The following is a 24,869-nucleotide window of genomic DNA, read 5'->3' as shown; positions in this document are numbered from 1 at the left end:
GCCTCGCGCCGTCCGGCCGACTGTCGTGGACGCGTCCGGCAGGCGGCGTGAAGATATGGCGCACGGTCGTACGATTTGCCGCAGATTGCTCGGAATTACGCACCGTCAGGGCTTTGCCACGGTCAGCGCGCCCTCTTACGCTCCGGCGTCATGCCCTCACCCCTCATCAGCGTCGTGCTCCCCGCCTACGACCAGCAGAAACAGCTCGCGGACTGCCTGGACTCCCTGCTCGCCCAGTCCTTCCGCGACGTCGAGGTGATCCTGGTCGCCGACCGCTCCCCCGACGCCGCGGGCGGGCTCGCCGACGCGTACGCGGCCCGGCACCCGCGGCTGTCGGTCCTGCACCTCAACGCGGCGGTCGGAGTCGGGGTGAGCCGGAACGCGGGGGCGGCGCGGGCGAGCGGCGAGTACCTGCTGTTCCTCGACGCCGACCACCTGCTGCCCCGGGACGCGCTGCAGACCCTCGCCGACCGGCTGCAGCAGACCGGCCCGGTGGACCTGCTGCTGTTCGGCCACTCCCGCCGGCACAACGACCGGGACTGGCCGGGCGGGGCGGAGGCGCTGCTGGCCGAGGCCGGCCCCGAGGTGTTCGAGCCCTTCGACCGCCCCGCGCTGTTCGGCGCGCCGCCGCTGATCTGGGACCGCCTGATCCGCCGCGGCCACTGGGAGGAGCAGCGGCTGGCCTTCCCCGACGGCCGGTACGAGGAGATCCCGGTGGTGCACGCGGCGCTGCTCGCCGCGCGGCGGATCGCCGTGCTGCCGCGCGAGTGCGTGCAGCTGCGCCGCCGCGAGACCGTCCACCCGACCGGATCGCCGGGCAGCAGCGTGTTCGACCTCTTCGACCAGTACGAGCGCAGCTTCGCGCTGCTGGAGGATCAGCCGCACCTGTACGCGGTGCGGGACGCGCTGTTCGTCCGGATGATCCGGCACTACCTGTTCGTCTTCGACCTCGCCGGGTGCGTCACCCGCGCCGAGCGACCGCCGTTCTTCCACCGGGCCGCCGAACACCACCGGCGCTTCCAGCCCCCCGGCCACCGCCGACCGGCCGGGCGCGAGGGGATCAAGTTCTCGCTGCTGGCCGGCGGCGCCTACCCGGCGTTCGAGATGGCCAAGCTCTCCCACATCGCCCGCGGCACGCTCACCGGCCGCAAGTGACCGGGCGTCGGGCGTGCGCGGCGCCGCCGTCCGCCGGCCACCGGCCGGGGCGGCACTCCGGGGGCCGGTGATCACGCGCCCCCGGAGTGCCGCAGGACACCCCGTCGGCGGTACCCCCGTCGCGCCCGGTACCCCTGCGGGCCCGCGGCTGCCATGATCGGCCGAAGCCGTCGCCGTCGCCGCCCGGAGGTCCCTGGTGAGCCGTCCGTCCGCCGTCCCCGGGGCCGAGCTGGCCCGTGAGCTGGCCGCCGTCCTGTGTGGGGAGGTCCGTTTCGGCACCGCCGAGCGGACCGTCTACAGCCACGACGCGTCCAACTACCGCCAGCTGCCGCTCGGCGTGGTCAAACCCGCCGACCTGGACGACGTCCGCACCGCGCTCGCGCTCTGCCGCCAGTACGGCGTGCCGGTGGTGCCGCGCGGGGCGGGCACCAGCATCGGCGGGCAGGCGATCGGCCCGGGCGCGGTGGTGCTCGACTTCCGCCGCCACCTCGGAGCGGTCCTGGACGTCGACCCGCAGGCCCGCACCGCCCGGGTCCAGCCGGGCACCGTCCTGGACGACCTCCAGCGCGCCGCCCGGCCGTACGGGCTGCGCTTCGGCCCCGACCCGTCCACCCACAGCCGCTGCACCCTCGGCGGCATGATCGGCAACAACTCCTGCGGCTCGCACTCACTCGCCTGGGGGCGCACCGCGGACAACGTCGAGCAGTTGGAGCTGCTGCTGGCGGACGGCACCGAACTGACCGTGGGCGGGCGGCTCACCCCCGAGGAACGCGCCGCGCTCCGCACCCTGCCCGGGCGGGCCGGCGAACTCCACCGCGGGCTCCAGGAGTTCACCGACCGCAACCTCGCCACCATCCGCCAGGGCCTGCCCGAACTGCCGCGCCGCACCTCCGGCTACCCGCTGGACGCCCTGCTGCCCGAGCGCGGCCACGACCTGGCCCGCGCACTCACCGGCACCGAGGGCACCTGCGCGCTCCTGCTCGGCGCCACCGTCCGGCTGGTCGAGGAACCGCCCGCGCGCGCCCTGGTGGTGGCCGGCTACCCCGACGAGGGCGCCGCCGCCGACGCGATCCCCGCGCTGCTGCCGCTGCGGCCGCTCACCGCCGAGGGCATGGCCGCCGACCTGATCGCCGCGCTGCTCGCCGCCGGCCCCCGCCCGCCCGCGCTGGACCGGCTGCCCGCGGGCGAGTGCTGGCTCTTCCTGGAGACCGGCGGCGCCACCCCCGTCGAGGCCTACCAGGCCGCCCGCCGGCTCGCCGACGAGGTGCGCCGCGAGCGTTCCGCCGCCGTCGCCCTCGTCACCGACCCCACCGAGCAGCGCCAGCTCTGGGCCGTCCGGGAGGCGGGCGCCGGGATCGTCACCCGGCTGCCCGGAGGCGGCGAGGCCTGGCCCGGCTGGGAGGACTCCGCCGTCCCGCCCGAGCGCCTCGGCGACTACCTGCGGGACCTGCGCGGCCTGCTGCGCCGGCACAGCCTGCGCGGCGTCCCGTACGGGCACTTCGGCGACGGCTGCGTGCACCTGCGGATCGACTTCCCGCTGGACGAGCCCCAAGGGGTGCTGGTCTTCCGGGAGTTCCTGGAGCAGGCGGCCGACCTGGTGGTCTCGTACGGCGGTTCGCTCTCCGGCGAGCACGGCGACGGGCAGGCCCGGGCCGAACTGCTGCCCCGCATGTACTCTCCCGAAGTCATCGCCCTGTTCGGCGAGTTCAAGCGGATCTGGGATCCGGAGAACCTGCTCAACCCGGGCGCCCTGGTGGACCCGCGCCCGCTCGACGCCGACCTGCGCTTCGTCACCGCGCCGCGCCGCCCGCTGCCGCTCGCCCTCCCGTACGAGCAGGACGGCGGCAGCCTGGCCAAGGCGGTGCACCGCTGCGTCGGCGTCGCCAAGTGCGTGGACCCGAACACCGGGGTGATGTGCCCCAGCTACATGGCCACCGGCGAGGAGCGGCACTCCACCCGGGGCCGGGCCCGGCTGCTCGCCGAGATGCTGCGCGGCGCGGGGGAGCCCTCCGGCCACCGGACGGAGGGGGCGATCCCCGACGGCTGGCGCTCGGCCGAGGTCCGGGAGGCGCTGGACCTCTGCCTGAGCTGCAAGGGCTGCGCGAGCGACTGCCCGGTCCACGTCGACATGGCGACCTACAAGACCGAGTTCCTGTACCAGCACTACCGGCACCGGCCCCGCCCACTCGCCCACTACTCGATGGGCTGGCTGCCGCTGTGGCTGCGGGCCGCCGCCCTCGCCCCCGGCGCCGCCAACACCATCGCCCGCTCCCCGGCCGCCGGGCTGCTCAAGCGGCTCGGCGGGATCGACCGGCGGCGCGTCCTGCCGGTCCTCCCGCCGGAGACCTTCACCCGCTGGTACCGGCGCCACCGCGCCACGCACCCGGCCCCCGCGGGCGCGCGGCCGGTGCTGCTGTGGCCGGACACCTTCTCCGACCACCTCCAGCCGAACGTCCTGCGCTCGGCCGTCGAGGTGCTGGAGCACCTGGGCTTCGACGTCCGACTGCCCGCCGGCCCGGTCTGCTGCGGCCTGACCTGGTACTCCACCGGCCAACTCGGCACCGCCCGCCGGGTGTTGCGCCGCAGCCTGCGGGTGCTGGCCGGCGACGCACTGCCCGCCGACACCCCGGTGGTCGGGATGGACCCGAGCTGCACCGCCACCCTGCGCGAGGACCTGCCCCGGCTGCTCGGCCCGGACGGCCGCCCGCTCGCCGAACGCACCCGCACCTTCGCCGAGTTCCTCGACGAGTACGCACCGCACGCCCCGCTCCCCCGGATCCCGCTGGACGCCGTCACCCAGACCCACTGCCACCAGCACGCCGTCCTCGGCAGCGCCGCCGACCGCCGGGTCGAGCAACGGCTGGGCCTGCGCAACCGGGTGCTGGACTCCGGCTGCTGCGGCCTGGCCGGCAACTTCGGCTTCGAGCAGGGCCACTTCGAGGTCTCCGAGGCGATCGCGGAGCGCGTCCTGCTCCCCGAGGTCCGGGCCGCCGCCCCCGACACGGTGGTGCTGGCCGACGGCTTCAGCTGCCGCACCCAGATCGCCCAACTCGCCGAGGGGAGACAGGCCCTGCACCTGTCGGAGCTGATCGCCCGGGCGCTGCGCTAGGGTCCTCCTCAGTCCGCCGCGTGCTCCTTGAGGAAGGCGCCGGCGTGGGCCGCGGCCTCCTCCTTCGCCGGGTGGCCGCGGTCGGCCGCGCCGAGCGCCCCGTCGGCGCCGACGCCCGTCCAGCGCCAGCCGCCGGACTCCGCGTCCTGAACCAACTCCGCGGTGCCGCCGAACAGTTCGAGCCTGCCGGGCTGCGCCGCCGGGCGGGCGTCGGGCCACTTCTTCCGGGCACCCTGGCGGGTGATGCCCCAGGCCGCGCCCAGTTGCTCGTAGCTCGCGCCGTAGGAGCCGGCGGTCCCGGCCGCGATCGCGGTCAGCCGCTTGACCTCCGCGTCCACCACCTTCCAGGCGGCGAGGACGGAGAGGGCGACCTCGGCCGGGTCCCCGTGCCACATCCGGTCCTCGGGCAGCCCGGTCTCGCGGGAGCGCACGGCGGTGGCGAGGGGGTTCAGGGCGTCGGTGAGGGCCTTGACCAGCGCGGACTGTTCCTCGGGGGTGATCTCGATCGACGTCATGTGACAACTATAGTTAACAAGTGCGGGTTTCGGTAACAAACGTTACCACCCGAGCCGGATTCTCGGCGTGAGACCTCCGCCGTCAGACCTCCGCCTCGGGCGCCTTCGCCGTCAGGGCCTCCACCTTGGGCGGCTCCTCCGCGCAGACCGCCGCCACGAACTCCGCGACCCGGGCCTGCGGCATCCCGCGCGCGATGTCCGCCTCGCTGATCATCCCGACCAGCTTGTGCTCCGGGTGGTTGATCACCGGCAGCCGGCGCACCCGGTGCTGCTCCATCACCCGCAGCACCTGCTCGGTATCGTCGTCCGCCTCCACCGTCATCGGCCGGCCCATCGCCAGTTCGCCCGCCGTCACCCGGGCCGGATCCCGGCCCTCCGCGACGCAGCGCAGCACGATGTCACGGTCGGTCACGATGCCCAGCAGCTTGTCGTCCTCCCCGCAGATGGGCAGCGCGCCGACGTGCCGTTCCCGCATGATCCGGGCGGCGGCCGCGAGCGTCTCGTGCTCGCGAATGCACTCCGCGCCCGGGTGCATGATGTCGCTGGCTCTGGTCATGATCCGCCTCCTGACCTGGCTTCCGCCCCCTTGTCCATCGTGGTCCGGGCCCGCGGCGGACGCCACCGGGCACCGGTCAGGCCGCCGAGTCCGACTCCGCACGCCCGTCCGCCGCGTCCGTCCGCGACAGCGGCGACTGATCCAACAATTCCTCCAGCGGAGGCGGTCCGGGCTTCGACTCCTGCTCGACCTCCGCCTTCGCGGCCTCCTCCCGATCCACGGCGGCCCGTTCGGCGGCCTTCGCCGCGGCAGCCGCAGCCGCCACCGCGGCCCGCTGCTGGTTCTCCGTCGCGCTGTCCAGGAACCGCAGCAGCTCCACCGGGAAGGGCAGCACCAGCGTCGAGTTCTTCTCCGCCGCGACCTCCACCACCGTCTGCAGCAACCGCAGTTGGAGCGCCGCCGGGGTCGCGCTCATCACCGCTGCCGCCTCCGACAACCGGGCCGAGGCCTGGTACTCGCCGTCCGCCGTGATGATCCGTGCCCGCCGCTCCCGCTCGGCCTCCGCCTGCCGGGCGATCGAGCGCTTCATCGACTCCGGCAGCGCGACGTCCTTGATCTCCACCCGGTCGATCTCGACGCCCCAGCCCAGCGCCGGGCTGTCGATCATCAACTCCAGCCCCTGGTTGATCGGTTCGCGGTTGGCCAGCAGGTCGTCCAGCTCGCTCTTGCCGATGATCGAGCGCAGCGAGGTCTGCGCCACCTGGGAGATCGCGAAGTTGTAGTCCTGCACGTTGACGGTGGCCTTCACCGGGTCCTCGACGCGGAAGTACACCACCGCGTCCACCCGGACGGTCACGTTGTCCCGGGTGATGCCCTCCTGCGCCGGGATCGGCATCGTCACGATCTGCACGTTCACCTTGCGCAGCTTGTCCGCGATCGGCAGCAGCGCCACCAGCCCGGGCTGGCGCACCTCCTCGCGCACCCGGCCGAAGCGGAACACCACCCCCTTCTGGAACTGCTGGACGACCCGGACACTCAGGCCCACCCAGATCGCCCCCAATCCGGCCAGCCCCCCGATGGCACCCAGCACGACATCAACGATCATCGCGGCCTCCTTGCGGCCTGCTCGCGCACCAGCGAGTCCCGGCCGTCGCCGACCCGGCCCAGCCGGGGGCCGCCGGAGCAGCTGATTCCACGCTACGCCTGCCCGGGCACAGCCGGAACGAAGCCCGGAACGAAGCCCGGAACAACGCCGGCGAGCCCTAGGATCTGGCCATGCCGCAGTCCCCCGCCGACGACCCCACCGACCCCCGCCACCCCGCCGAGGCCGCCGCCCGCGCCGACTCGCTGGCCGTGCTGGACCGCGTCGTCACCGACTGCCGGGCCTGTCCGCGCCTGGTCGAGTGGCGCGAGGAGACCGCCCGCACCAAGCGCCGCGCCTACCAGGACTGGGACTACTGGGCCCGCCCGATCCCCGGCTTCGGACCGCCCGACGCCCCGCTCGTCCTGGTCGGCCTCGCCCCCGCCGCCCACGGCGCCAACCGCACCGGCCGGATCTTCACCGGCGACCCCTCCGGCGACCTGCTCTACGCGGCACTCCACGACCTCGGGCTCGCCAACCGCCCGGAGTCCGTCCGCTACGGCGACGGCCTGCGACTGTACGGCGTGCGCATCACCGACCCGGTCCGCTGCGCCCCGCCCGACAACAAACCCAGCACCGCCGAACGCGACACCTGCCGCCCCTGGATCACCCGCGAACTCCAGCTGCTGCGCCCCACCGTACGGACGGTCGTCGCCCTCGGCGGTTTCGCCTGGCAGGCCCTCCTGCCGGCCCTCGCGGACGCCGGCTGGCAGGTCCCCCGGCCCCGCCCCGCCTTCGGCCACGGCGCCCAGGTCACCCTCCCCGCCGTCGACGGCGGCCCCGCCCTCCAGCTGTTCGGCTGCTACCACGTGAGCCCGCGCAACACCAACACCGGCCGCCTCACCACCCCCATGCTCCGCGCCCTGCTACGCACCGCCGCACGGTCGGCGGGGCTCAGCCCCGCGCCGGAGTAGCCGCAGACGGTGTGCGGCCCTGCGGCGGACCCGGCGTCGCGGGCCCGGCAGGATCCGCCGGACAGGCCCTACCCGAACCGGAGCAACTTGTGCCCCGCCGCCCGGGCCCACACCTGCGGCAGGCGGGCTCGGGCCGCCTCGGCGGCGGCGAGCTGGCGCACGTACAGCGCCCCGAGGCCGAAGGGCTCGCCGCTGCCGGCGGCCTGCCCGGCGAGCGTGTCGGCGGCGACCACGGCGTCCTGGTGCTCGCCCAGGAGCTCCTGGACGGCCTTCATCCGCTCCGCGTACCGCTCGGCGGCCGCGCCGACCGCCGGGGCGGCGGTCTCGCCGGCGTAGCGGGCGCGCTTGGCGGCCTTGCGGGCGTCGTGCAGGGCGCGGTCGCGCTGCTCGGCGGGCGCGGTCCCGGCGGCGAGGGCCGCCCGGACGCGCTCGCCGGTGCGGCGTTGCTCGCGTTCGGCGATCCGGGCCAGTTCGGAGGTGGCGGCGCGGTCGGCCCGGCGGCGCAGCGGGGGGTCGGCGAGGAGGGTGGCGAGGCCGTCGGCGAGGGCGCGGCGGCGCGGGCTGTCGAGCGCGGCGACCACCTCGGGCCAGATCTGCCGGTACTCGGCCCGTCCCCACCGCTCCAGCTCCGCCGCGACCTGCTCCGGGCGACAGCCGGCGGGCAGTTCGCGGGCCTGGGCGGCCAGTCGCTCGGCGAGCACCTCGCGGTCCCGCGCGCCGCCGAGGGCGGCGGCGAGCCAGCGCAGTTCGGTGACCAGGTGGTCGGTGGCCCCGGGCGTGAACAGCCGCCGGAAGGTCCGCAGGGCGCTGCGCAGCCGCCGGCAGGCGACCCGCATCCGGTGCACCGCGTCCGGTTCGTCCGCCCGGACGGCGTCGTCGAGGCTGGCCAGCACTGCCACCTGGCCCTCGATGCGGGCCAGCAGCACCTGCCCCACCGTGGCCTCGGGACGCGCCATGAGCACTCACCCCCTCGTCGGGGTCGCCGTGAACGCCATCCAGGTTACTGAACCCGGCCGCGCGATGCCCGGACCGCCGGCTCCCGACCAACGGCTCCGGCCTACCGGCTCCGGAGCATCACGACGACCGCGACGACAACCGCCATGAGCAGGCCCGCGACGACTCCGGCCACAGTGGGGCGAAAGCCCCTCGAAGGGCCAACACGACGCCCAGTGGCGCAAGCTGCGACCAGGACGGACGATACCGGCCCTTCCCCCGGAAGCTCAGTTCGTCCACGGCACGCACACTGCGCCCCGGCCGATCGAACGGAGGAGCGACGTCGGCCGTCGCCGTTGACAGGGCGTCAGGCAGATGAACGACCGCCCTCCGGCAGGAAGCCGCTCCCCCTCACCGGGTACGCACCCTCGTGCCGGGTGTAAGCGTCGTGGCATACTCCGGGGCGTGACGACCTCCACCCATGCGACCAGGGCCCTGCGGGCCGCGGTGTTCACCGCGCTCGCCGTGCCGCTGTCCGCGCTGGGCCAGGTGGTCATCACGGGTCGCCCGCTGCCGCTCTCCCTGGTGGCCGCCGCGACCGCCGTCGTCTTCCTGGTCGCGGCCGCACTGGCCGGCGGGGAGCGGCGGATGCTGCACATCTCCGGCGTGCTGGTGCCGGTCGAGCTGATGCTCAACACCACGTTCAACCTGGGACAGACCGGCTGTGGGCCGATCCTGTCCGAGCACGTGCCCGCGCGCGGCGTGAACCTGCTGGTGTGTGGCGGCGGTTCGGTGGACGGATCGCTGCTGTCCGGCCCGCTGGGCCACGCGGGGTCGCTGGCCCCGGCGGCGACCCAGCTGCTGCTCCTGCTGGTGCATCTGGTGATCGCGCTGGCGGCCGCGGCCTGGCTGCGGCTGGGCGATGCGGCCCTGTCGGGCCTGTCCCGGGCCCTGCGCGCGCTGCGCCAGTCGCTGGCCCGCCCGCTGCGCGCCCTGGTCCTGCTGCTGCTCCCGGCTCCGGTACGCCCGGTGCTGCGGGTGCCGCTGCCGGTGTCGGACCACCCGCGGCCGCGCCGCGAGGACGTGGTGCTGAGCCCGGCTCCCCGGCGTGGCCCGCCGGTCTTCGCGCCTGCCTGCTGATCCCGGTCCCGCCCGTTCGTCTTCGTCGACCGACGGCCGACGGCCGACGACGTCCGCAGGCAGCGCGCACAACTCCCGCGTTCACCATCCCGCCGCACCCGGTGCGGCTCCCCGCGCGCATCCGCGCGCCGCGTACAGGAGTTGACTTCCCATGGCTCAGACCTCCGGCAACCAGCAGTCCAAGCGCATCAGCGCCCGTGAGCGGATCCAGGAGGCGCAGCGCCTCGAACAGCTGGCGGCCAAGCGTCGTCAGCGGATCGTCGTGGCGGTGTCCGCCGTCGTGGTGCTCGCCCTCGCGGGCGGCACCGCCCTCGCGATCAACTCGGCGTCGGGCAAGGACGAGACGCCGGCCGCAGCCGGCGCGCCCGCACCCGCGCCGACCGAGCTGGTCGTGCCGGCGAACGCCTCCGGTCCGGACGGCACGGTGGTCACCTACGGCAAGGCCGACGCCCCGCACACCATGGCGGTGTACGAGGACTTCCGCTGCCCGATCTGCAAGCACTTCGAGGCGGCGAACGGCGAGACGGTCAAGAAGCTGACCGAGGACGGCTCGATCAAGGTCGAGTTCCACCTCGCGGCGTTCCTGGACAGCAGCCTCGGCGGCAAGGGCTCGCACACCGCGCTGGCCGCCGCGGGCGCCGCGCTGAACGAGGGCGTGGACAAGTTCAAGCAGTTCCACGACGTGCTGTACGCCAACCAGCCCGACGAGCGGGAGGACGGCTTCGGCAACGTCAACCGCATCCTCGACCTGGCCGGCCAGGTGCCCGGCCTGAAGACGGACGCCTTCGTGAAGGCCGTCACGGACCGGACGTACGCGCCGTGGGCGGCGAAGGTCGCGGACGCGTTCAACGGCAGCGGGGTGACGGGCACCCCGACGGTCACGGTGGACGGCAAGCCGATCACCCTGTTCAGCGGAAAGGCCACGGTGATGCCCGAGCAGTTCACCGCCCAGGTCAAGCAGGCCGCCGGCCTGCAGTAAGCACGGCACCACCGGCCCGGCCGAACCCCGGCCGGGCCGGCCCCTCCCAGCCACCGGAGTGTGCTGCCATGACCGCCACGACCCCTGTGCACCTCTCCCGCCCCGTCCCCGGCGCCGCCGGCCGTGCGCCGGTCGGCGCGGGCCGGGTGTTCTCCCTGCTGCTGTTCCTCGGCGGGCTGGTCGGGCTGGCCGCCTCGGCCGTCCTGACCGTCGACAAGCTCCGCCTCCTGGAGAACCCCTCCTACATCCCCAGTTGCAACCTCAATCCGGTGATCAGCTGCGGTTCGGTGATGCGCACCGAGCAGGCGGAGGTCTTCGGCTTCCCGAACCCGCTGCTGGGGCTGGCCGCCTTCGGTGCGCTGGCGGCGATCGGGGCGGGGCTGCTGTCCGGCGCCGCGTACCGGCGCTGGTTCTGGCTGGGACTGCACGCGGGCACCCTGCTGGGGGTGGTGTTCGTGCACTGGCTGATCGACCAGGCGCTGTACGACATCGGCGCGCTGTGCCCGTACTGCATGGTGGTGTGGGCGACGGTGGTGGTGCTGTTCTGGTACACCACGCTGCACAACCTGCGCACCGGGGTGATCCCGGTGGGCCCGCGGCTGCGGACGGTCGTGCGGGAGGCGGCGCGCTACCACTGGGCGGTGCCGGTGCTGTGGGCGGCGGTGATCGCGCTGCTGATCCTCAACCGGTTCTGGTACTACTGGAGCACCCTGGCCTGACGCCGCGTCACCCGACGTAGCCCGCGGAGTGCAGCAGCGCGGTGGCGCCGGTGCGCCGGGCCTCCAGGGCCCGGGTGAGCCGGCGCGCCGCACAGGGGTGCAGCAGCGCGGACGCCTGCGCGGGGGTGAAGTACCCGTAGTCGGCGATCTCCTCGACCTGCACCCGGACGGCGGCGCCGGCCCCGACCGTGCCGCCGTCGAACATGAACTGCACGGCGGGGTAGGCGTGTTCACCCTGTCCGGGGATCGGGTCGCGCCACTCGACGACGAGCAGCCGCAGCCCCTCGGCCACCAGCCCGGTCTCCTCGCACAGTTCGCGGGCCGCACAGTCGGCGGGGCCCTCACCCGGGTCCATCGCCCCGCCGGGGAACTGCCACTGGGCGCGGTAACTGGCCTTCAGCAGCAGGACGTTGCCCACCCGGTCGGTGAGCAGCACGCTGCAGCCGACGTAGGCGCGCAGCAGCCCGGCCAGCCAGTCCTGCTCCGAGAGCCAGGTGTCCGTCATCGCGCCTCCTCCGCCGGTGCCCTGTCGCGGTGGCCACTCTGCCGCAACCCCGGTGCCCGATGCGGTGGTTCGTACCCTAGTCCACCCGATCGGGTACCGGACAGGCCCTAGCCGAACACGGCCCGCCGGTAGGCGTTGCGCAGGTCGGTGAGCGGCTGGACGGCGCGGTCGTAGTGGACCTTGTTGGTGAGCAGGAGCGCCCAGCGGCCGAGGCGGCGGGAAATCCAGATGCCGGTGCCGGTGAAGCCGTAGTGGACGAAGGTGCCCTCGGCGGGGTCGGTGCCGGGGGCGTGCTGCCAGGACAGGCCGCGGGCGGGGGCGAGGCCGCCGGTCTGTTCGCGCAGTGACTCGGCGATCCAGTCCTCGCCCCAGGGCAGTCGGGGCGGCGGCGCGAGCAGCGCGGTGAGGAAGCGGGCGAGGTCGCGGGCGGTGGAGAAGGCCCCGGCGTTGCCGGAGACGCCGCCGAGCAGCCGGGCCGAGGGGTCGTGGACGACGCCGCGCAGGTGGCCGCCGGCCTGCTGGTCGTACTCGGTGGGTGCGGTGCGGGCGGTGTCGGCGGGGCCGAGCGGTCCGTACCGGGTGTCGGTCATGGCGAGCGGCCGCCACGCCCAGCGGGCGGCGAGTTCGTCCAGCGGCGCGCCGCCGAGGTCCTCGACGAGGTAGCCGAGCAGGACGGCGGCGCGGTCGGTGTACTCGACGGCCGTCCCGGGGGTGCGGTGCAGCGGGGCGGCGATCACCCCGGCCCGGATCGCGCCGAGGTCGCGTCCGTAGAGCTTCTCGAAGCCGGTGTGCGGGGGCATTCCGGCGGCGTGAGTGAGGAGTTGACGGACCGTCACCATAGCGGCGGGATGCCCGGCGGCGGGCGGCCACCAGCGACCGAGCGGTTCGTCGAGCGGCAGCCGCCCGGCCTGCCGGAGCACCCCCGTGCAGGGCCAGAGCGCGACGATCTTGGTCAGGCTGGCGAGGTCGTACCGGGTGTCCGGCCCGGGGGCGAGCCGCGCGTACGGGCCCTGCCCGAGCGCGCCGTGGCAGCCTTCGCCGAGCGTCCCCCGGGCGTCACCGACGGCCCAGACGGCGCCCGCCCCGACCGTGCGTACACCGCCCAGGACCAGCCGGTCCAGCTCCCCGCCGGGCGCGGCCAGGGCGGGGAGCCGATCGGCTCCTGGCGGTTGGTGGCTCATCCGTCCCCCTCCGAGGCGTCGGTGAGCCTACCCGGCGGGCGGTCGGATCAGGCCGACGCGGGCAGGTCCTTGCCGAGGCAGATGCTCTGCGGGTGATCGCGGTAGATGCCGAACTTCTGAATCGCGCCGTACCCCTCGGACCCGTACAGCGCCACGGCCTCGGGCTGCTCGGTGCCGGTCTCGAGTATCACCCGGGTGCGCCCGGACTCGGCCGCGGTCTGCTCCAGGCGGCGCAGCACCGCCCGGGCCAGACCGCGGCCACGGGCGGCGGGGACCACGAACATCCGCTTCAGCTCGGCGTCACCGTCGCGCACCCCGTCGAACCCGGCCCGCTTGGCCCGCCAGCCCCCGCAGGCGACCGGCCGGTCGTCGAGGTAGGCGATCAGGAACAGGCCGGCCGGCGACTCGAAGTCGTCGGCGTGCAGCACGGTGTCGTCGGGGTCGCCGTAGCGGCGGACGTACTCCTGCTGCACTTCCGCCGACAGGGCCTGGGCATCGGGGTGGGCGTAGCCGGTGACGCGGAACTCGACGGTTCCGGCCACCGCGGTGGTGCTCTCCATGGTTGAAGAGCCTACGACCTGGATTCAGCGGGCCTCGAACCGGGCGACCAGGTCGTCCTTGCCGAACATCCGGGCGGTGTCGACGGCGTTCGGGGTGCCGGCGGTGGGGTCGGCGCCGCCGGCCAGCAGGACGGCGAGCACGTCTTCGGCGCCCTTGAAGACGGCGCCGGCGAGCGGGGTCTGGCCACGGTCGTTGGCCCGGTTCGGGTCGGCGCCGCGCGCCAGCAGGGCCTCGACGGTCGCGGTGTGGCCGTGGTAGGCGGCGAGCATGAGCAGGGTGTCGCCGCGGTCGTTGGTGAGGTCGGCGGGCGCGCCCGCGTCCAGGTAGGCGGCCAGCGTGTCTGCCTCGCCGGCCCGGGCGGCGTCGAAGAGCTTTCCGGCCAGGGCGATCACCTCCGCGTCGGGGGCGTCGGCGGGCTGCTGGTGGGCGGCGTCGGTCATGGCGGGCGGCCTTTCCGGTCTGCGGGTGGCGGGAGCTGCGCGTACCGCACCGTAGCGGCCGGGCGCCGGACCGGGCCAGCGCGCGTCCGGATGGCGGAAGGCGTCATTCGAGCGATCCGGCACCGGAGTGACGGGTGCGCCGACGGACGACACACGGGTGCGCGGGCTCCGCGGCCATTCGAGCGAACTTTCCCGGCCCCCCGGAAACCTCCCGCCCGTCCGACGGGAATGCCTCGCCACGCTGGAACTACGCGCCCCACGGCCCCACCCCTGCCGGTTCGCATACCTCCGTCCCAACTCCAGGGCGGTATTGAACGGGAAAACCACCCATTTGCACCGTTCCATCATCTATTACTTTTTGTCACGATTAGTGCACTTTCCGTAACACTGTCCCGTCCCCCTCCCCGAGGAGCAGAACGTGATCCTCTCGATTTCCGGCATCGTCCTGTTCGGCACCATCGCCTTTCTGTTCTTCCGCAGGGACGGGCTAAAGATCTCCCACGCCGTCGTCTGCGCCCTCCTCGGCTTCTACGTCGCCGGCTCCTCGATCGCGCCGAGCATCACCGCCGGCGGTGCCAGCCTGGCGAGCCTGCTCGGCGGCCTCAAGTTCTAGGCGCCGCCACTCCCCCGCACGGGCCCGGGCGCGGATCCCACCGCCCCGGGCCCCGTCGTACCACGAGCCCCGTCCCCTTCACCCCACCCGTCCCACTCGCCCGGGGAGTCAAGGCATGCCGCTCAACCGCCATCTCAGCAAGGGCCGCGAGATCGCCCGAACCGCCGGGGACCACGCCTCCGACATGGTCGCCCCGCTCTCCGTGATCGGCCGTGGACTGCGCCACCACGCCGGCTGGGCCAAGGAACGCTGGGACGCCACCCCGAAGGACCGCCGCGGCCCGACCCTGTTCCTGACCGCCTCGATGCTGGTCGGCGTCTACCTGCTGCCACACGGCCTGCTGTTCGCCCTGATCGCGCTGATGGCCAGTGCCGCCTGGGCCGGCCGGACCCCCAAGGCACCGCCCGCACCGCCCGCACCGGACGTCGCCGACGTCAAGCTCGGCGCGCTCTACGCGGCGCTCACCCCGTACCTGTGCGGCCCCGAGGAAGCCAACCCGCTGTACCACTACGAGGGCAGCTACAAGAGCGCCTTCAGCTCCTGGGAGTTCGACGACGAGGGCCGGCTCTCCCGGCTGGAACTCGGCTACCCGGCGTACTTCACCGACACCGAGCCAGCCGCCCGGGCCCGGATCGAGCAGGTCGTCCAGGGCAAGGCCGGGCGGGCCCGGGAGTACCGCTTCGACTGGGACGAGGAGTCCAACCGGCTGCGGATCACCGCGCTCGCCCCGCTGCCCACCGACATCGTCGCCCAGCGCTTCGTGGCCGCCCCCGGCGAGATCGTGCTCGGCTTCACCGACGAGGACGGCACCGCCCGGACCATCCCGGTCACCCAGGGCGGAGCGATCACCCAGCAGCCGCCGGTGGTCTGGCGCACCGGCCCGCGCTCGGCCGAGCCGCACCTGCTGGCGTTCGGCGCCACCGGCTACGGCACCTCCAGCCTGATCCGCTCGATCGCGCTCCAGGCACTCCCGTACGGCGACCTGGTGGTGATCGACGGCGCGGGCACCGGGGAGCACGCCTGCCTGGTGAACCGGCCCGGCGTGCACACCGTGGAGACCAGCCTGCGCGGCGCGCTGGCCGCGCTGGAGTGGGCCGCCCAGGAGACCGACCGCCGGCTCGCCGCGCTGAACGCCGCCCGGCACGCCGGCACCGCCCCGCCCGAGGACGCCACCCGGCCGCTGTGGCTGCTGCTGGACCACCCGACCGAGCTGAGCGAGCTCGCCCACGCCGAGGGCCGCCCGGACCCGCAGGACCTGCTGGAGCTGCCCCTGCGGCACGGCCGCGCCGCCCGGGTCACCGTGGTGATCGCCGACGCCGTCGAGGCCGGGGATCGGATCACCCCGACCGTGCGGGCCACCACCCGCGCCCGGGTCGTGCTCGGCCCCACCGGCCCCGAGGAGAGCCGCGCCGCGCTCGGCGCGCCGCTGGACATCGCGCCCGCCGCGCACGCCCCCGTCGGCCGCGGCTACGCCCGGATCGGCAACGGCACACCCGTCCGGCTGCAGGTGCCCGCCACCGTCGACCCGCTGGACGACGAGGCCCCGGCCCCGCTGCGGGACGCGGTGATCGCCCTGCTGCCGCACCGCGACACCCGCACCGAGGCCGCGGCCGACCTGCCGCTCCGGCCGGAGCACCCGCCGGTCGCCCCACCGGCCGAATCGGCCCCGCAGGCCCACCTGGTCGACCTCGCCAAGGGCGAGCCGATGATCCGTTCCCGTCCGATCTCCTGACGGCAGCGGACGGGGCGCCGACGGGTTGCGAATCCCGTCCCGGTACGCTCGTCCCGGAAAGGCCGACCGATCACCAGATGTGAAATAGGTGACACCTGGGGTGATATCCGCGGCCAGATGTGACAAATCGGGCGCCGGTGGGTACAAACAGGGGCGGCACGACAGACGACGCATGTCCCGGGACGGGAATCTTCGTCGGAAGCCGAGCGTTGACCGAACGACGAAGAACAGCGACCACTAGTCCTGTGGGCCATAAGCCCGGGAGGCACGATTCATGAGCGAGCGAGCTCTCCGCGGCACGCGACTCGGGGCCACTAGCTACGAGACCGACCGCGGTATCGATCTGGCTCCCCGCCAGACCGTCGAGTATGCATGTCAGAACGGACACCGATTCGAGGTTCCTTTCTCGGTCGAGGCGGAGATCCCCGCGACCTGGGAATGCCGCTTCTGCGGCCAGGAGGCGGCACTCCTCGACGGTGACGAGCCGGAAGAGAAGAAGACCAAGCCCACGCGCACCCATTGGGACATGCTGATGGAGCGCCGGACCCGCGAGGAGCTGGAGGAGGTACTGGCCGAGCGACTGGCCGTGCTCCGCTCGGGCGGAATGAACCTCGCGGTGCACCCGCGGGACACCCGCAAGAGCGCCTGACCTCGCTCCCGCTTCGGCGGGAGGACGCGAAAAGGGACCCTGGCCACCAGGGTCCCTTTCGCGTTCCCGCCGCCGGTCGGTTCCCGCCCGAAGACGGGAACCGACCGGGTGGGGGTCAGCCCGCGATCGGCGGGCGGTAGCCGGTGTCCGGGCCCTGCGGACCGCGCGGGCCTGCGCCCGGCTCCACCACCTCGCCCTGGATCACCTTGCCGTCCGGGCGGTGGATGCGCAGGTGCTCCTGCAGCCGCATCGCGTCCGCGAACGGATCGGTGCCGGCAGCGACGGTGCTGCGCAGCGCCTTGTCGGCCACCCGGCGCCCGACCGCCCGCCAGAGCGCCCGGGTGGGCGGCAGCAGCAGGGTGAGCGCCACCACGTCCGACAGGAAGCCCGGGACGATCAACAGCAGGCCGGCCAGCACCGTCAGGCTGGTGCCGGTCTGGGGCTGCTCCGACTTCGGGTCCTTGCTCTGCTCGATCGCCGCGGACAGCGCCTTCAGTCCGGCCCGTTTGATCAGCGAACCGCCGATCAGCGCGCCCGCGATGAGCAGCATCACGACGACGAATCCGCCCAACCACGAGCCCACGTGGACCAGCAGCCAGATCTCCAGCACCAGCCAGGCGGTGATCAGCAGCGGCAGCACCCGGCGGAGCTTGCCGCGCGGTGCCGGACGGGTGGGGGTAGCTTGCTGGGTCACGGTACGAATCCACTCCAAGCGGTGCTCTGCGCGCCGCACGGGAGGTCCGGGCCGGCTACGGCACCACCTGGTCCAACGATCCCTCGGCGGCCGGTGTTCCGGCGGCCTTCTTGGGGCGGCGGCCGACCAGCAGGCCCGCGGCGCAGGCCAGCAGGCCCGCGAGGGCCAGCGTCCACTCCGGGACGGCGCCGACCCGGTCGGCGAGCGTGGTGCCGTCGCGCAGCGGGACGACCGCCGACAGCTCGGCCGCGGTCATCTCCCCGGTGCGCTGCACCACCGTGCCGTCCGGGGCGATCACCGCGCTGATGCCGCTGGTCGCGGCGATCAGCACGGCCCGGCCGTGCTCGACCGCGCGCAGCCGGCTCATCGCGAGCTGCTGCTCGGGCTGCCCGGTCTTGGCGTAGGTCGCGTTGTTGGTCTGGACCACCAGGACGCGGGCGCCGCTGTCCACGGTGTCGCGGACGATCTCGTCGTAGGCGACCTCGAAGCAGATCACGTCGCCGATCCGGGCCGGACCGAGCTGCATGACGCCGTTGTGGTCGCCGGGGTAGAAGTCCCGGGCGACCCGCTGGAGGCGGGTGATCACCTTCATCAGCTGGGCGCGGAACGGCACGTACTCGCCGAAGGGGACGGGGTGCTGCTTGGTGTAGGAGGCGCCGGGGCCGGTCTTCGGATCCCAGACGATGCCCTCGTTCTGGACGTGCTGCGCGTCCGGGCCGTCCACCAGGGTGCCGACCAGGGTGGGCACGCCGATCGTCCTCACGGCCTGGTCGATGCGCTGGTAGGCGAGCGGGTCGCTGAACGGGTCCAGGTCGGAGGAGTTCTCCGGCCAGATCACGATGTCGGGGCGCTCGACCTTGCCGGCCGCGATGTCGGCGGCGAGGCGCTCGGTCGCCGCCGCGTGGTTGTTGAGGACCATCATCGGGCGGCCCAGGAAGTCCATGCCCGGGTTGGGCACGTTGCCCTGGACGATGGCGACCTTCACGGTGTCGGCCGGCGCCGTCGGCACCGGGACGAGGTAGCCGGCCAGCAGCGCGGCCACCGCGCCCAGCGCCGCCAGCGCGGCGGCCTTCGGGGCCTTGAGCGGCCCGCGCAGGCGCAGCGCGGCCCAGGCCAGCAGCGCGCCCGAGAGGGCGACCGCGAAGGTCACCAGCGGTGCGCCGCCGAGCGCTGCCAGCGGGGTGAAGGGGGTCGCGGTGTTGGCGAAGGCGAGGCGGCCCCACGGGAAGCCGCCCAGCGGCAGCCGGTCGCGCGCCCACTCCTGGGTGATCCACAGACAGGCGGCCCAGAGCGGCCAGGCCGGCAGCCGGGAGGTGAGGGCCAGGCCGCTGCCGAGCACGGCGAGGAACAGCGCCTCGACGACCGACAGGCCGACCGTCGCGTCCCAGCCGACCACCCGCAGCCAGCTGAGCAGCATCAGGAAGAACGGCAGGCCGAAGGCGAAGCCCGTCCAGGCCGCCTGGCGGACGGTGCGGCCCCGGGTGAGCAGCGAGAGCGCGGCGACACCGAGCAGCGACAGCGGCCACAGGTCGAAGGGCGGGAAGGCGAGGGCGAGCAGCAGGCCTGCCAGGGCCGCGAGGCCGGTCCGGGGAAGACCTGCCCGGACCTTGGCCACGGCACGGGCGGCCCGGCCGGGCCTGGGCGCCGACTCCGCCGGCTCGGGGGCGGCCCCGGACCGCTCCTGGGTGACGGGCATGGCCACCGGCGCACCATCTTCCTGGGTCTTGCTGTTCGGACGCTGTCCGAAGAAGGTACCCCGGAACGTCGGTGAAGCGTGAGGTCAGGGTGGTAGCGACGGCAGGCCCTTGGCGGGGGCGGCCCGGTGACGGGGTCGGCGGGGTCAGCGGCTCGCGTACCGGACCTCGTCCAGCGGCCACCGCTCGGCGAGCCAGGCGCGGACGGCCCGGTACAGCGGGGCGTCGAGTCCGGCGCGGTCGGCGCGGACCCAGGAGCTGACGACCGCCACGGACGGGTCCTCGCGGTCGGGGTAGAGGTAGACGCAACCGATCACCTCGCCCCCGGCGGGGTCCAGGACGGTGTAGGTGAAGCCGGTGCGGTTCGCGAAGTCGGCGGCGTGCCCGCGCAGGTCGGCCAGGTTCTGCTCCGCCGTCATCCCGGCGACGGGCGGCCAGTTGCGGCCGACGAAGCCGGGGGTGGCGCGGATGTGCTCGATGCTGCTGGTCCAGGCGGCGAGGTCCGAGTCGTTGTGCTGCTCGCCCAGGGGCTCCAGGCGGAACTCCGGGGCGAGCAGCTCGCGGGGGACGGTGAAGTCCGCGGGCACCAGTGGGTGGGTCGTCATGGCGATCAACCTAGGGCCCTTCTCCGCACTCCCGCCTGGGTTTATTCGGCGGCCCGGTGCACGGTGCGGCCGCGGACGACGGTGCGCAGGCAGGCCGGCAGGGGGCGGCCGGGGGTGAGGTCGGGCAGGCCGGGGGTGCCGGAGCGCGGGTCGGTGGACCAGCCCGCCACCCGGGAGTCGGGGGCCTGGACGACCAGTTCGTCCGCGGCCCAGATCGCGTAGCTGGCGACCGCACCGGGCACGAGCACGCCGTCCTGGTCGCGGCCGATCGCACGCCAGCCGCCGCGGGTGTGTGCGGTGAAGGCGGCGCGTACGGAGATCCGGTGCTCCGGGGTCCGGTGGAAGGCGGCCGCGCGGACGGTGCCCCAGGGGGCGAGCGGGGTGACCGGGGCGTCCGAGCCGAAGGCCAGCGGGACGCCGGCGCGCAGCAGGGCGGCGAAGGGGTTGAGCGCCGCGGCCCGCTCGGCACCGAGCCGCTGGACGTACATGCCCTCCGGGCCGCCCCAGGCGGCGTCGAAGGCGGGCTGGACGGAGGCGGTGAGGCCGAGTTCGGCGAAGGCGGCGATGGCCTTGTCGTCCAGCGCCTCGGCGTGCTCGACGCGGTGGCGCAGGGCCTTGACCCGCCCGGCGCCGACCCGCTCCCCGGCGGCCCGGACGCCGTCGAGGACGGCGGTCACGGCCGCGTCGCCGATGGCGTGGAAGCCGGCCTGGAGCCCGGCCTCGGTGCAGGCGGCGACGTGGTCGGCGACCTGCTCGGCGGTCAGGTAGGCGGTGCCGGTGTGGGCGGCGTCGGCGTACGGGGTGTGCAAGCAGGCGGTGTGCGAGCCCAGCGCGCCGTCCACGAAGAGGTCGCCGCCGGCGCCCACCGCGCCGAGCCGGCGGGCCGTCTCGACGCCGCCCAACTCGCCCCAGTAGCCGAAGACTTCGGGCCCCTCCTGGTCGGCCGCGAGGGCCAGCAGGGCGGCCAGGTCGGCTTCGGAGGAGATCTCCGGGCCGGCGCACTCGTGCAGCGCGCCGATGCCGAGCTCGGCGGCCCGGGTGAGGGTCGCGCGCTGGGCGCGGTGGCGCTGCACGGGGGTGAGGTGGGCCAGCGCGGTCTGCCGGACGGCGTGGTGGGCGTCCTTGGTGAGCGGGCCCTCGGCGGAGTGGCCGGGCCGCTCGGCCAGGCCGCCGGCCAGGGTGCGCAGCGCGGTGGTGGCGAGGGCGGAGTGCACGTCGGTGCGGGAGAGGTAGAGCGCGGCGCCGCGGGCGGCGGCGTCGAGTTCGGCGAGCGTGGGCGGGCGGCCCTCGGGCCAGCCGGTCTCGTCCCAGCCGTGGCCGATGAGCACCCCGCCGGGCTCGGGGCGGGCGTCGACGAAGTCCGTGACGGCGGCGAGGGCAGCGGTCAGCGAGGGGCTGCCGGTGAGGTCGAGGCCGGTGAGCGCCAGGCCGGTGGCGGTGGCGTGCACGTGGGCGTCGACGAAGGCGGGGGTGACCAGGGCGCCGTCCAGCTCGACGATCTCGTCGGCGGTGGCGGCGTACGCCTCGGCGGCGCCGTCGCTGCCGACCCAGGCGATGTGCTCGCCCTCGACGAGCATCGCGGTGGCGAAGGGGTCGGCGGGGCTGTAGACGGCGCCGCCGCGCAGCAGGACGGTCCGGGGGGTGCGTTCGGTCATGCCGCTAAGTCTGCACCTGCGGGGTTCGCGCTCAGAGCTTCGGGGGTCGGGCCTCGTACGGGGTGGAGAGGACGACGGTGGTGCGGGTGGAGACGCCGGCGGCGCTGCGGATGCGGGCGAGCAGGTCCTCCAGGTCGCCGGGGGCGCCGACGCGCACCTTGAGGATGTAGTTCTCGTCGCCGGCGACGCTGTGGCAGGCCTCGATCTCGGGCAGGCCGGCCAGCCGTTCGGGGGTGTCGTCCGGGGCGCTGGGGTCGAAGGGTTTGACCGAGATGAACGCGGTCAGCGCCAGATCGACGGCGTCGGGGTCGATGATCACGGTGTAGCCGCGGATCACCCCGCGCTGTTCGAGGCGGCGCACCCGCTGGTGCACCGCCGAGGTGGACAGGCCGGTGGCCTTGCCCAGGTCCGTGTAGCTCATCCGGCCGTCCTCTAGGAGCAGCTGGACGATGCGTTGGTCGAGATCCTCCACAGTGCGCAAACCTACCCGGTCGGGGGCACGGGGGCGCACGCGGTGTCACAACGGGCGGCCACAGGTGTCAGCCGGGCAAATGCCGGGCGAATGTGGCGGTGGATGTGGCCAAGGACACACCCGGTGCATCACGGTGCACCGGACCGCAGGGTTATGAGCCCGAATCGCAGGGAAGTGCTGGTCTTGGCCCCGGGCGACCACGCCGGGCCCGATCCGAGGGGGATCCTCATGCCGACTGACCAGCGTGCCCTGGGCGCCGACGAGACCGACGATACGACCGGCCGCGACGACCTCGCGGTCGATCACGGCCACGGCCCGGGCATCGATCCGGGCGAGGCCGAGACCTGGGACATCTTCCGGGTCCACTGCCCCGAGTGCCGCCGCCCGATCGCCCTGGTGGCCGACGAGGAGCGGCTGCCGCAGCACGCGCTGCTGCCGACCGCCTGGAACCCCTTCGCCCCCGCGCTCTGCCCGGGCTCGGGCACGCCGACCGACGACCTCGACGAGGTCGAGAGCCCCGCGGACGCCCGACCCGCCGGGCTCGACGCGCTGTTCCGGCTCCCCACCGAACTCGACTGGCGCACCCAGCCGTTCTCGCACGCGGTGGCGCACCCGCCGGTGCGCACCGCCGCCGTCACCCCGGCCATCCCGGAGCAGCGCCGCCACCTCGTCCGGCGCTGATCCGGCCGCCCGCACGGGCGGGTCGACGCAGCGCCGAAGACGCCTCCGGCCGTCACTCCGCACCCTGGAGTGACGGCCGGAGGCCGTTCGTAGCGGGCCTCGGCCCGCGGTTCGGTTCCTGCTTCGGCCCGTGGTTCGACCCTCGGTTCAGTCCTCGGTGCGGCCCTCGGTTCAGTCCTTGGTGCGGCCCTCGGTTCAGTCCTTGGTGCGGCCCTCGGCTCAGCCCTCGGCTCAGCCCTCGGCTCAGCCCTTGGTGAGGTGGCGGCCGATCACCAGGCGCTGGATCTGGTTGGTGCCCTCGACGATCTGCAGCACCTTCGCCTCGCGCATGTAGCGCTCGGCCGGGAAGTCCTGGGTGTAGCCGTAGCCGCCGAGCACCTGGACGGCGTCGGTGGTCACGCGCATCACGGCGTCGGTGCAGAACAGCTTGGCCATCGCCGCCTCCTTGGAGAACGGCCGGCCCGCGTCCCGCAGCCGGGCGGCGGACAGGTAGAGCGCCCGTCCGGCCTCGATCTGGGTGGCCATGTCGGCCAGCATGAAGGACAGCCCCTGGAAGTCGGCGATCGGGCGGCCGAACTGGCGGCGGGTGCGCGCGTAGTCGACCGCGAGGTCGAGCGCGGCCTGCGCGACGCCGACCGCGCAGGCGGCGATGCCGAGCCGGCCGGAGTCCAGGGCGGCGAGCGCGATCTGGAAGCCCTGGCCCTCCTCCCCGATCAGCCGGCCGCGGGGGATCCGGGCGCCGTCGAAGTGCAGCTGCGCGGTCGGCGAGGAGCGCATGCCCATCTTGTGCTCCGGCGGGGCGGCCGACAGGCCCTGGGCGTCGCCCGGGACGAGCAGGCAGCTGATGCCCTTGGCGCCCTCGCCGCCGGTGCGCACCAGGGCGCTGTAGAAATCCGCCCGGCCGCCGTGGGTGATCCACGCCTTGGTGCCGTTCACCACGTAGGCGTCGCCGTCGAGGTCGGCACGGGTGCGCAGCGCGGCCGCGTCCGAGCCGGACTGCGGCTCGGAGAGGCAGTAGGCGCCGAGCTGCTCGCCGGAGAGCATCCCGGGCAGCCACTGGGCCCGCTGCTCCTCGGTGCCGAAGGTGGCCAGCGCGTGGCAGGAGAGGGTGTGCACGCTGACGCCGAGGCCGATGGCCAGCCAGCCGGCCGCCAGCTCCTCCAGCACCTGGAGGTACACCTCGTAGGGCTGCTCGCCGCCACCGTACTGCTCGTCGTAGGGCAGGGAGAGCAGGCCGGCCTCGCCGAGGGTGCGGAAGACCTCCCGCGGGAAGCGGCCGGCGGCCTCGTCCTCGGCCGCGCGGGGCTGCAGCTCGCGCTGGACCAGATCCCGGGTGAGGCTCAGCAGCTCGTGGGCCTCCTCGCTGGGCAGCTGGCGCTCCACGGCTTTCACAGGGGACGGGGTCATGGCGGCGGTCGCCTCCTCGTTCGGGCGCCGAACCGTGGTGTGGCTGGTCCGGCGCGGGTGTGGCAGGTCGGCCCGACCGGCACCGGATCACGGTGAACGGCCGTTCACAGGCATGGCGATGCGAGTATGCCGGAAACCCGCGTCGCCGTCACGATCACCCTGGAGGAACTGGCCGGAGTGGTGGGCTACGGCACCGTAGGGTTGACGTTGTGGCTGCATCCGGAACCCTCTCCCCCGCCCTTCCGCCCGCTACCGGCGACGCGCTGGCCTCGCTCGCGGCGGAACTGTGCGCGCTGCCGCCGTCCTGCGGACCGGTGCGGCTGGTCGCGGTGGACGGGCACGCGGGCTCGGGCAAGACGACCTTCGCCGGGCGGCTGGCGGCGGCGCTCGGCGGGGCGCCGGTGGTCCACCTCGACGATCTGGCCACCCACGCCGAGCCCTTCGCCTGGGCCGGGCGGCTGCGTGCGCAGGTGCTGGAGCCGCTGGCGGCCGGCCGGGACGGCGCGCACAGGGTGTACGACTGGACGCTGCGCCGCTTCGCGGGCACGGCCGCGGTGCCGGCCGCCCCGGTGGTGCTGGTGGAGGGTGTCGGCGCCGGGCGACGGGCGGTGCGGCCGTGGCTGGCCCGGGTGATCTGGATGGAGTTGGACGCCGCCTCGGCCCGGCGGCGCGGCGAGGAGCGCGACGGGCCGGAACTGGCCGAGTTCTGGGCCGGCTGGGCCCGGGCCGAATCGGCGCATTTCGCCGCCGATCCGAGCCGCCCGTTCGCCGGGACGAGGGTCGACGGGGTGACCGGGCGAATCACGCCGGGCACCGTGGGTGAACCTTCAACAAGCCCTTGACCTGCGGCATCGCCAGGTTCTAGGTTCTCATCAGCTG

The 24,869-nt window shown here is 74.4% G+C and carries 25 protein-coding genes; 11 read left to right on the top strand and 14 right to left on the bottom strand.

Annotation, left to right across the window (positions count from 1 at the left end; translation table 11 throughout):
- Window positions 1-150 precede the first annotated feature (150 nt).
- Window positions 151-1,155, top strand: a complete 1,005-nt coding sequence (locus ACIOJE_RS25645; RefSeq protein ID WP_400779114.1) for a glycosyltransferase family 2 protein — start codon at window positions 151-153, stop codon at window positions 1,153-1,155.
- A 196-nt stretch (window positions 1,156-1,351) separates the two neighbouring features.
- Complete coding sequence (locus tag ACIOJE_RS25640) at window positions 1,352-4,264, top strand: FAD-binding and (Fe-S)-binding domain-containing protein (protein ID WP_400779112.1); 2,913 nt, start codon at window positions 1,352-1,354, stop codon at window positions 4,262-4,264.
- Between the two features lie 8 nt (window positions 4,265-4,272).
- On the opposite strand, the gene ACIOJE_RS25635 is transcribed toward ACIOJE_RS25640, so the two are convergent.
- The 3 genes from ACIOJE_RS25635 to ACIOJE_RS25625 all read right to left on the bottom strand — a co-directional run bounded on the left by ACIOJE_RS25635 (window position 4,273) and on the right by ACIOJE_RS25625 (window position 6,380).
- Entirely contained in the window at window positions 4,273-4,779 is a 507-nt protein-coding gene (locus tag ACIOJE_RS25635; RefSeq protein WP_400779110.1) for a hypothetical protein, read from the bottom strand.
- Between the two features lie 82 nt (window positions 4,780-4,861).
- Window positions 4,862-5,335, bottom strand: a complete 474-nt coding sequence (locus tag ACIOJE_RS25630) for a CBS domain-containing protein (protein WP_280685061.1) — start codon at window positions 5,333-5,335, stop codon at window positions 4,862-4,864.
- A 76-nt stretch (window positions 5,336-5,411) separates the two neighbouring features.
- Entirely contained in the window at window positions 5,412-6,380 is a 969-nt protein-coding gene (locus tag ACIOJE_RS25625; RefSeq protein ID WP_280685062.1) for an SPFH domain-containing protein, read from the bottom strand.
- 170 nt (window positions 6,381-6,550) lie between these two features.
- Between ACIOJE_RS25625 and ACIOJE_RS25620 the strand changes: the two genes are divergently transcribed.
- Window positions 6,551-7,330, top strand: coding sequence for a uracil-DNA glycosylase (locus tag ACIOJE_RS25620; RefSeq protein WP_400779107.1), 780 nt, complete (start codon window positions 6,551-6,553; stop codon window positions 7,328-7,330).
- Between the two features lie 68 nt (window positions 7,331-7,398).
- Here ACIOJE_RS25620 and ACIOJE_RS25615 read toward each other — a convergent pair whose 3' ends face one another.
- The gene (locus tag ACIOJE_RS25615; protein WP_400779105.1) at window positions 7,399-8,286 is read right to left on the bottom strand and encodes a CHAD domain-containing protein; all 888 of its coding nucleotides are present in this window, start codon (window positions 8,284-8,286) and stop codon (window positions 7,399-7,401) included.
- Window positions 8,287-8,728: 442 nt separating this feature from the next.
- Between ACIOJE_RS25615 and ACIOJE_RS25610 the strand changes: the two genes are divergently transcribed.
- From ACIOJE_RS25610 to ACIOJE_RS25600, 3 genes are all read left to right on the top strand, one after another.
- On the top strand, window positions 8,729-9,403 hold the full coding sequence (locus ACIOJE_RS25610; RefSeq protein ID WP_280685065.1) for a hypothetical protein: 675 nt from the start codon (window positions 8,729-8,731) through the stop codon (window positions 9,401-9,403).
- A gap of 151 nt (window positions 9,404-9,554) precedes the next feature.
- The gene (locus ACIOJE_RS25605) at window positions 9,555-10,382 is read left to right on the top strand and encodes a thioredoxin domain-containing protein (RefSeq protein ID WP_280685066.1); all 828 of its coding nucleotides are present in this window, start codon (window positions 9,555-9,557) and stop codon (window positions 10,380-10,382) included.
- Window positions 10,383-10,450: 68 nt separating this feature from the next.
- Window positions 10,451-11,101, top strand: a complete 651-nt coding sequence (locus ACIOJE_RS25600) for a vitamin K epoxide reductase family protein (RefSeq protein WP_400779102.1) — start codon at window positions 10,451-10,453, stop codon at window positions 11,099-11,101.
- Between the two features lie 7 nt (window positions 11,102-11,108).
- Here the strand turns inward: ACIOJE_RS25600 and ACIOJE_RS25595 are convergent, their stop codons facing one another.
- The 4 genes from ACIOJE_RS25595 to ACIOJE_RS25580 form a co-directional block, all read right to left on the bottom strand.
- The gene (locus tag ACIOJE_RS25595) at window positions 11,109-11,606 is read right to left on the bottom strand and encodes an NUDIX hydrolase (protein ID WP_280685068.1); all 498 of its coding nucleotides are present in this window, start codon (window positions 11,604-11,606) and stop codon (window positions 11,109-11,111) included.
- A 107-nt stretch (window positions 11,607-11,713) separates the two neighbouring features.
- Complete coding sequence (locus tag ACIOJE_RS25590; RefSeq protein ID WP_400779100.1) at window positions 11,714-12,787, bottom strand: serine hydrolase domain-containing protein; 1,074 nt, start codon at window positions 12,785-12,787, stop codon at window positions 11,714-11,716.
- Window positions 12,788-12,834: 47 nt separating this feature from the next.
- Window positions 12,835-13,347 (bottom strand): GNAT family N-acetyltransferase, encoded by a 513-nt coding sequence (locus ACIOJE_RS25585; protein WP_400779098.1) that lies wholly within the window; start codon window positions 13,345-13,347, stop codon window positions 12,835-12,837.
- A gap of 24 nt (window positions 13,348-13,371) precedes the next feature.
- Window positions 13,372-13,788, bottom strand: coding sequence for an ankyrin repeat domain-containing protein (locus ACIOJE_RS25580; RefSeq protein WP_280685071.1), 417 nt, complete (start codon window positions 13,786-13,788; stop codon window positions 13,372-13,374).
- 418 nt (window positions 13,789-14,206) lie between these two features.
- Here ACIOJE_RS25580 and ACIOJE_RS25575 point away from each other — a divergent pair, with 418 nt between their 5' ends.
- From ACIOJE_RS25575 to ACIOJE_RS25565, 3 genes are all read left to right on the top strand, one after another.
- A complete protein-coding gene (locus tag ACIOJE_RS25575; protein ID WP_280685072.1) occupies window positions 14,207-14,401 on the top strand; it encodes a hypothetical protein in 195 nt (64 codons plus the stop codon).
- Window positions 14,402-14,516: 115 nt separating this feature from the next.
- Window positions 14,517-16,133: a hypothetical protein gene (locus ACIOJE_RS25570; protein ID WP_400779096.1), complete on the top strand. Its 1,617-nt coding sequence runs from the start codon at window positions 14,517-14,519 to the stop codon at window positions 16,131-16,133.
- 274 nt (window positions 16,134-16,407) lie between these two features.
- Window positions 16,408-16,782 carry an RNA polymerase-binding protein RbpA gene (locus tag ACIOJE_RS25565; protein WP_031071348.1) on the top strand — a complete coding sequence of 125 codons (375 nt, stop codon included), beginning with the start codon at window positions 16,408-16,410 and terminating at the stop codon, window positions 16,780-16,782.
- A 115-nt stretch (window positions 16,783-16,897) separates the two neighbouring features.
- Here ACIOJE_RS25565 and fxsA read toward each other — a convergent pair whose 3' ends face one another.
- From fxsA to ACIOJE_RS25540, 5 genes are all read right to left on the bottom strand, one after another.
- The gene (gene fxsA, locus ACIOJE_RS25560; protein ID WP_280685074.1) at window positions 16,898-17,476 is read right to left on the bottom strand and encodes an FxsA family membrane protein; all 579 of its coding nucleotides are present in this window, start codon (window positions 17,474-17,476) and stop codon (window positions 16,898-16,900) included.
- Window positions 17,477-17,531: 55 nt separating this feature from the next.
- Window positions 17,532-19,172 (bottom strand): apolipoprotein N-acyltransferase, encoded by a 1,641-nt coding sequence (gene lnt, locus ACIOJE_RS25555; RefSeq protein WP_400779093.1) that lies wholly within the window; start codon window positions 19,170-19,172, stop codon window positions 17,532-17,534.
- Window positions 19,173-19,316: 144 nt separating this feature from the next.
- Window positions 19,317-19,775: an N-acetyltransferase gene (locus ACIOJE_RS25550; RefSeq protein ID WP_280685076.1), complete on the bottom strand. Its 459-nt coding sequence runs from the start codon at window positions 19,773-19,775 to the stop codon at window positions 19,317-19,319.
- 41 nt (window positions 19,776-19,816) lie between these two features.
- Complete coding sequence (locus tag ACIOJE_RS25545) at window positions 19,817-21,430, bottom strand: amidohydrolase (protein WP_400779091.1); 1,614 nt, start codon at window positions 21,428-21,430, stop codon at window positions 19,817-19,819.
- A 31-nt stretch (window positions 21,431-21,461) separates the two neighbouring features.
- Window positions 21,462-21,902 carry an Lrp/AsnC family transcriptional regulator gene (locus ACIOJE_RS25540; RefSeq protein WP_280685078.1) on the bottom strand — a complete coding sequence of 147 codons (441 nt, stop codon included), beginning with the start codon at window positions 21,900-21,902 and terminating at the stop codon, window positions 21,462-21,464.
- Window positions 21,903-22,130: 228 nt separating this feature from the next.
- On the opposite strand from ACIOJE_RS25540, the gene ACIOJE_RS25535 reads away from it, so the two are divergent.
- Window positions 22,131-22,583 carry a hypothetical protein gene (locus ACIOJE_RS25535; protein ID WP_400779089.1) on the top strand — a complete coding sequence of 151 codons (453 nt, stop codon included), beginning with the start codon at window positions 22,131-22,133 and terminating at the stop codon, window positions 22,581-22,583.
- 243 nt (window positions 22,584-22,826) lie between these two features.
- On the opposite strand, the gene ACIOJE_RS25530 is transcribed toward ACIOJE_RS25535, so the two are convergent.
- Window positions 22,827-23,990, bottom strand: coding sequence for an acyl-CoA dehydrogenase family protein (locus tag ACIOJE_RS25530; RefSeq protein WP_400779087.1), 1,164 nt, complete (start codon window positions 23,988-23,990; stop codon window positions 22,827-22,829).
- A 209-nt stretch (window positions 23,991-24,199) separates the two neighbouring features.
- On the opposite strand from ACIOJE_RS25530, the gene ACIOJE_RS25525 reads away from it, so the two are divergent.
- Complete coding sequence (locus tag ACIOJE_RS25525) at window positions 24,200-24,832, top strand: uridine kinase (protein WP_400779085.1); 633 nt, start codon at window positions 24,200-24,202, stop codon at window positions 24,830-24,832.
- Window positions 24,833-24,869 lie beyond the last annotated feature (37 nt).

It is taken from the genome of Kitasatospora sp. NPDC087861 (assembly GCF_044742585.1).
Taxonomy (GTDB): Bacteria; Actinomycetota; Actinomycetes; order Streptomycetales; family Streptomycetaceae; genus Kitasatospora.
This window is presented reverse-complemented; position numbering and strand designations above follow the sequence as displayed.